We start from the raw sequence: 7,058 nt of genomic DNA on the forward strand, positions 1-7,058 counted from the left end.
AGCGTGGTGCCTATCTCTTGATGTTCTCACTCGATGACGAAAATCCTTGTGAGGCATTCTGACCAGCAAGGGTGATCCTCAAGCAATTAGTCTTCTCGGCGATCCTCGCCATTGACGGTGCGTGCTTTGTGTTGGGCCGTGTCTGGTCCAAGACGTCGCTGTCCCAGGCCCGACAGTAAGACGGCAGTATTCAGTCAACGCAGCGATAGGTGCGTTGTTTCTTTAAGAAAAGCCCGCAGAGCGCCATTGGCACGTCGGTTGCTTGAGATGCGCGAGTGATCCCTCACGACCATGATCAAGGGACCGGGTGCCTTATCCTTCGAACAAGTGCATTCAAGAGCTGTTCGAGGTCGAGGTGAGGAAAGCGGCCAACGAAATTTCTATTACTTTGCTCGAACGAGCATTCGAGCGTGACGAGCTTCAGAAGCTGTTCTCGCTGGGCGCGTAGAAATGACAGATATTGTTAGGGGCAGTTTGGAAAATCTGGATGTAGAAGGCTTGAGCAAGCTTCTAGTCCTCGCCAAGGAGAGAAACCGGAGTAGCAGCCGAAAAGCTACGTTGATACGAAAGGTCGGGCGCGAAACCGCGCTAGCACCATCGTTTGCGCAGCAGCGGCTGTGGTTTTTGGCGCAGCTGGATCAGGGCAGCACGCAGTATCACATTCGGCCGGCGTGGCGGCTGAAGGGTGGGCTCGACCGCAGCGCCTGGCAACGCAGCCTGGACCGTTTGTTTGCGCGGCATGAGGCGCTGCGCAGCGTCTTTGTCACCTCGGAAGGCAAGCTCCGGGTTGAGCTTCTGCCGGAGGAGGCGGGGCTGCCGGTCGTGGAGCACGATCTGCGGGGCAGGCTGGATGCGGACGCCGCGCTGTCGCAGCTGTGCCAGCAGGAGGCGCGCACGCCGTTTGATCTGGCGCGGGGCCCGCTGATCCGCGGCCGGCTGATCCGGCTGTCGGACGAGGCGCACGTGTTGCTGCTGACCCAGCACCACATCGTCTCGGACGGCTGGTCGCTGGGCGTGTTGGTGGGCGAGCTCACTCAGCTGTACCGGGCATTCGCGGCTGGGCAGGACGATCCGCTGCCGCCGCTTGCGATCCAGTATCCGGACTATGCTGCCTGGCAACGGCAGTGGCTGTCGGGGGAACGGCTGCAGCGCCAGGCGCAGTATTGGCGCAGCAATCTGTCCGGCGCGCCGGCCCGTCTGGCGCTGCCGACGGACCGGCCGCGGCCGGCGCAACAGTCGTTTGCCGGGGCGACGGTCCCGATCATCATTGATGCGGATCTGACGCGGGGGCTGAAGCGGCTGAGCCGGCAGCATGGCACGACATTGTTCATGACCGTGCTGGCGGGGTGGGCTGCGGTGCTGTCGCGTCTGTCGGGACAGGACGATCTTGTGATCGGGGTGCCGAGTGCCAATCGGGGGCACCGCGAGATCGAAGAGCTGATCGGCTTCTTCGTCAACACCCTGGCGCTCCGGCTGGACCTGTCGGGCGAGCCGAGCGTGTCGGAGCTGTTGGAGCGGACGCGGCGCACGGCGTTGGGAGCGCAGGAGCACCAGGAGCTGCCGTTCGAGCAGGTGGTGGAGATCGTGCAGCCGCCGCGGGCTCTTGATCATACGCCGTTGTTCCAGGTGATGCTGGCCTGGGAGAACAATGCGGTTGGGTCATTGGACCTGCCGGGGCTGAGTGTGGAAGCTGCCGGGGAAGAGATTGATCAGGTCAAGTTCGATCTGGAGCTGAGCCTTGGCGAGCAGGGTGAGGAGATCGCCGGAACGCTGGCTTATGCCACCGCGCTGTTTGATCAGACGACGATCGAGCGGCAGCGGGATTATCTGCTGGCGCTGCTGCGGGCGATGGCTGCCGATGCGCAGCAAGAGGTCGGGCGGATTGAGCTGCTGTCGGCCGCCGAGCGCACCTATCTGCTGGAGGAGCTGAACCGGACGGCGGCACCGTATCCTGCGGACAAGTGCATCCAGGAGCTGTTCGAGGCGCAGGTGCGCAAGGCGCCGGAGGCGGTGGCGCTGGTCTATCAGGACCAGCGCGTAAGCTATGGCGCGCTCAATGCGCACGCCAACCAGCTGGCGCATCATCTGATCGCCCTCGGGGTGAAGCCGGATCAGCCGGTGGCAATCTGCGTTGCGCGCAGTCCGCTGATGGTGGTGGGGCTTTTGGCGATCCTGAAGGCCGGCGGGGCGTATGTGCCGCTGGACCCGGCCTATCCGTCGGCGCGGTTGCGCCAGGTGCTGGAGGATGCGGCGCCGCGGCTGCTGCTGACCGATGCGGCGGGCCGCGCCGCCTTGGGCGATGTGGGCCTCGATGCGAGCGTGCTGGAGCTCGATGCGGCGGCACCGGCCTGGGCCAGCCTGCCGGAATCGGATCCGGATACGCGCGCGCTCGGCCTCACCTCCCGCCATCTCGCCTACGTGATCTACACCTCGGGATCCACCGGTACGCCTAAAGGGGCCCAGAACGAGCATCGGGCTATCGTCAATCGCCTGATGTGGATGCAAAATGCCTATGGTCTCAACGCAACTGATGTCGTGTTGCAGAAGACGCCATTTAGCTTCGATGTCTCGGCCTGGGAGTTCTTCTGGACCTTGCTTGAAGGGGCAACCCTGGTGCTGGCGCCGCCCGGCGCGCACAGAGATCCCGACGCATTGGTCGACTTGATCATCAGCCAGCGCATCACGACGATTCACTTCGTGCCATCCATGCTGGTCAGTTTTATGGATGCGAAGAGTGTTGACCGCTGCAGGTCGCTGCGGCGTGTTTTATGCAGCGGCGAGGCGCTCCCTGCCGCCAGTGTGCATAGGGTTCGGCGCGTATTGCCCCGGACGGGCCTGCACAATCTCTACGGTCCGACGGAAGCTGCGATCGACGTGACAGCGTGGAGTTGTCCGGCTGAGTTTGATGAGGCCGTTGTCCCGATCGGCCGTCCGATCGCGAACACGCGGATCTATCTGCTGGACGATCATGGGGAGCCGGTGCCGTTCGGGGCGGTGGGCGAGCTCTGCATTGGCGGTGCGGGGGTGGCGCGGGGCTACCTGAACCGCCCTGAGCTGACGGCGGAGCGGTTCATCGCCAGCCCCTTTGTGGACGGCGACCGGCTGTACCGGACCGGCGACCTGGCACGCTACCTGGCGGACGGCAATCTGGAGTTTTTGGGGCGCAACGACGAGCAGGTGAAGATCCGCGGCTTCCGGATCGAGCCGGGCGAGATCGCGGCGCGGCTCCTCGAGCATCCGGCGGTGGGTGATGCGGTGGTGGTGGCGCGCGAGGATGGCCGCGGCGAGCAGCGGCTCGTTGCGTATGTCGTCGCCCCCGAAGCTGAGGAATCTGATCTTGCCGGGGGTTTGCGCGCACACTTGAGTGCGCGGCTGCCGGACTACATGGTGCCGTCTGCGTTCGTGCGGCTGGCGGGGCTGCCGCTGACGGTGAACGGCAAGGTCGATCGGAACGCGCTGCCGGCCCCGGGCGAGGAGGCGTATGCGCATCGCGCCTACGCGCCGCCGCAGGGCGAGATCGAGACGGCGCTGGCAACGATCTGGGCCGAGCTTCTCGGTGTGGAGCGCATCGGGCGCCACGATCACTTCTTCGAACTGGGCGGCCACTCGCTGTTGGCGGTACAGTTGATGGAGCTTCTGCGGCGGCGGTCGCTGGGCATCGAAGTGCGCACCCTGTTCGCCCAGCCGGTGCTGGCGGATCTGGCCGCAAGCCTCGGCCACCATCAGGAGGTGGCGGTCCCGGCCAACCTGATCACCGAACGGAGTGCGGCGATCACGCCACAGATGCTGCCGCTGATCGAGCTGGCACAGGACGAGATCGACCGGATCATCGCCACGGTGCCCGGCGGGGTTGGCAACATCCAGGACATTTACGGCCTGTCGCCGCTGCAGGACGGCATCCTGTTCCATCATCTGCTGGCGGCAAAGGGCGATCCATACCTGCTGGTATCGCAGATGGCGTTTGCCGAGCGTGGGCTGCTCGAGCGCTATCTTGCCGCGGTCCAGCGGGTGGTGGATCGGCATGACATCCTGCGCACCTCGTTTGTCTGGGAGGGGCTGTCGCAGCCGGCCCAGGTGGTGTGGCGGAAGGCGCAACTGGAGGTGACCGAGGTCGAGCTGGATGGCGCTCATGGTGCTGGCGCCGAGCAGCTGAGGGAGCGGTTTGATCCGCGCCGGCACCGCATCGAGCTTGGCCGGGCGCCACTGCTGCGGTTTGTGATTGCGCGCGAGCCCGGCAGCGCGCGCTGGCTGCTGCTGGAGCTGCAGCATCATCTGATCGGGGATCACACCACGCTGGACGTGATGCATGCTGAGGTCCGGGCCGAGCTGGAGGGGCGCCAGCATGAGCTGCCGGCGCCGCAGCCGTTCCGCAATCTGGTGGCGCAGGTGCATCTACGCGGTGATGCCGAGGCGGACGAAGCGTTCTTCCGGGAGCTGCTGGCCGACATCGACGAGCCGACCACGCCGTTCGGCTTGAGCGAGGTGCGCGGCGACGGCGGCGGGGTTCGTGAGGCGCATCGGTTGTTGCCGCCGGCGCTCCATGCGCGGCTGCGGGAACAGGCGCGGCGGCTGGGCGTCAGTCTGGCAAGCCTGTGCCATCTGGCGTGGGGGCAGGTGGTGGCGCGCAGCAGCGGCCGCGAGCAGGTGGTGTTCGGCACGGTGCTGTTCGGCCGCCTGCAGGGCAACGCCGGCGCCGACCGCGCCATGGGGCTGTTCATCAACACCCTGCCGCTGCGGCTTGATCTTGATGGGACTGCGGTCGAGGCGAGCGTGCGAACCACGCATGCCCGGCTGGCCGAGCTGCTGGCACATGAGCATGCCTCGCTGGCGCTGGCGCAGCGCTGCAGTGCCATTGCGGCGCCGGCGCCGCTGTTCAGCGCGTTGTTGAACTACCGCCACAACACCGCGGCGGTCGCCACCGCAACCGATGACAGTCTGGTGGGCGTGGAATGGCTGGGCGGGGAGGAGCGCACCAATTATCCGCTGACCTTGTCAGTGGAGGATTTTGGCGAGGCGCTCGGGCTGACGGCGCAGGTGGCGGAGCCTATCTCGGCGGATCGGATCTGCGGCTACATGCAGCGGGCGCTCGAGCAGCTGGCAGAGGCGCTGGAGCGGGCGCCGGACACGCCGGTGCGGGAGCTGGACATCCTGCCAGCGGACGAGCGTACCTATCTGCTGGAGGAGCTGAACCGGACGGCGGCACCGTATCCTGCGGACAAGTGCATCCAGGAGCTGTTCGAGGCGCAGGTGCGCAAGGCGCCGGAGGCGGTGGCGCTGGTCTATCAGGACCAGCGCGTAAGCTATGGCGCGCTCAATGCGCACGCCAACCAGCTGGCGCATCATCTGATCGCCCTCGGGGTGAAGCCGGATCAGCCGGTGGCAATCTGCGTTGCGCGCAGTCCGCTGATGGTGGTGGGGCTTTTGGCGATCCTGAAGGCCGGCGGGGCGTATGTGCCGCTGGACCCGGCCTATCCGTCGGCGCGGTTGCGCCAGGTGCTGGAGGATGCGGCGCCGCGGCTGCTGCTGACCGATGCGGCGGGCCGCGCCGCCTTGGGCGATGTGGGCCTCGATGCGAGCGTGCTGGAGCTCGATGCGGCGGCACCGGCCTGGGCCAGCCTGCCGGAATCGGATCCGGATACGCGCGCGCTCGGCCTCACCTCCCGCCATCTCGCCTACGTGATCTACACCTCGGGATCCACCGGTACGCCCAAGGGCGTCATGGTCGAGCATGCTCAGATCGTTCGTTTGTTCGAGGCGACGCAGGAATGGTATGGGTTCACTGAACAGGACGTATGGTGCCTGTTCCATTCCTTCTCGTTCGACTTCTCGGTGTGGGAGTTGTGGGGCGCACTGCGTTATGGCGGTCGTTTGATTCTTGTGCCGAGCGACACCGCTCGCTCTGCTCCTGACTTCGATGATCTCATCTGCAAGTCCGGCGTTACAGTTCTGAATCAGACCCCTTCGGCTTTTAAAGCTCTTGTGGATCTGGAGCGTCAGCGCGGTGCTCGAAACCGCCTTCGCTACGTTATTTTGGGTGGAGAGGCTCTGGAGCCATCGATTCTGAAGCCGTGGTATGCAAGGCATTCAGATCGTGCACCACAATTGATCAACATGTACGGTATTACGGAAACGACCGTGCATGTCACCTATCGGTCTCTTGATCAGTCTGACACCACCGATTCGGGCAGTCAGATCGGAAGGCGCATTCCCGATCTTCGGATCTATCTGCTGGACGATCATGGGGAGCCGGTGCCGTTCGGGGCGGTGGGCGAGCTCTGCATTGGCGGTGCGGGGGTGGCGCGGGGCTACCTGAACCGCCCTGAGCTGACGGCGGAGCGGTTCATCGCCAGCCCCTTTGTGGACGGCGACCGGCTGTACCGGACCGGCGACCTGGCACGCTACCTGGCGGACGGCAATCTGGAGTTTTTGGGGCGCAACGACGAGCAGGTGAAGATCCGCGGCTTCCGGATCGAGCCGGGCGAGATCGCGGCGCGGCTCCTCGAGCATCCGGCGGTGGGTGATGCGGTGGTGGTGGCGCGCGAGGATGGCCGCGGCGAGCAGCGGCTCGTTGCGTATGTCGTCGCCCCCGAAGCTGAGGAATCTGATCTTGCCGGGGGTTTGCGCGCACACTTGAGTGCGCGGCTGCCGGACTACATGGTGCCGTCTGCGTTCGTGCGGCTGGCGGGGCTGCCGCTGACGGTGAACGGCAAGGTCGATCGGAACGCGCTGCCGGCCCCGGGCGAGGAGGCGTATGCGCATCGCGCCTACGCGCCGCCGCAGGGCGAGATCGAGACGGCGCTGGCAACAATCTGGGCCGAGCTTCTCGGTGTGGAGCGCATCGGGCGCCACGATCACTTCTTCGAACTGGGCGGCCACTCGCTGTTGGCAGTACAGATGTCGAGCCGGCTGTCACAAGCGGTTGGGGTCGAACTGCCGCTGATGACGGTGTTCGCAAAACCGATACTGGCTGCCCTCGCTCGCGAAATTTCTATTACTTTGCTCGAACGAGCATTTGAGCGTGACGAGCTTCAGAAGCTGCTCTCGCTGGGTGCGTAGAA

At 65.3% G+C, this 7,058-nt stretch carries 1 protein-coding gene; it reads left to right on the forward strand.

Annotated elements, in window-relative coordinates; translation table 11 throughout:
• Positions 1-558: 558 nt before the first annotated feature.
• Positions 559-7,056 (forward strand): non-ribosomal peptide synthetase, encoded by a 6,498-nt coding sequence (locus HAP54_RS51650; protein WP_224497203.1) that lies wholly within the window; start codon positions 559-561, stop codon positions 7,054-7,056.
• Positions 7,057-7,058 lie beyond the last annotated feature (2 nt).

Source organism: Bradyrhizobium sp. 2S1, from assembly GCF_011516625.5.
In the GTDB taxonomy this organism is placed as follows: Bacteria; Pseudomonadota; Alphaproteobacteria; order Rhizobiales; family Xanthobacteraceae; genus Bradyrhizobium; species Bradyrhizobium septentrionale.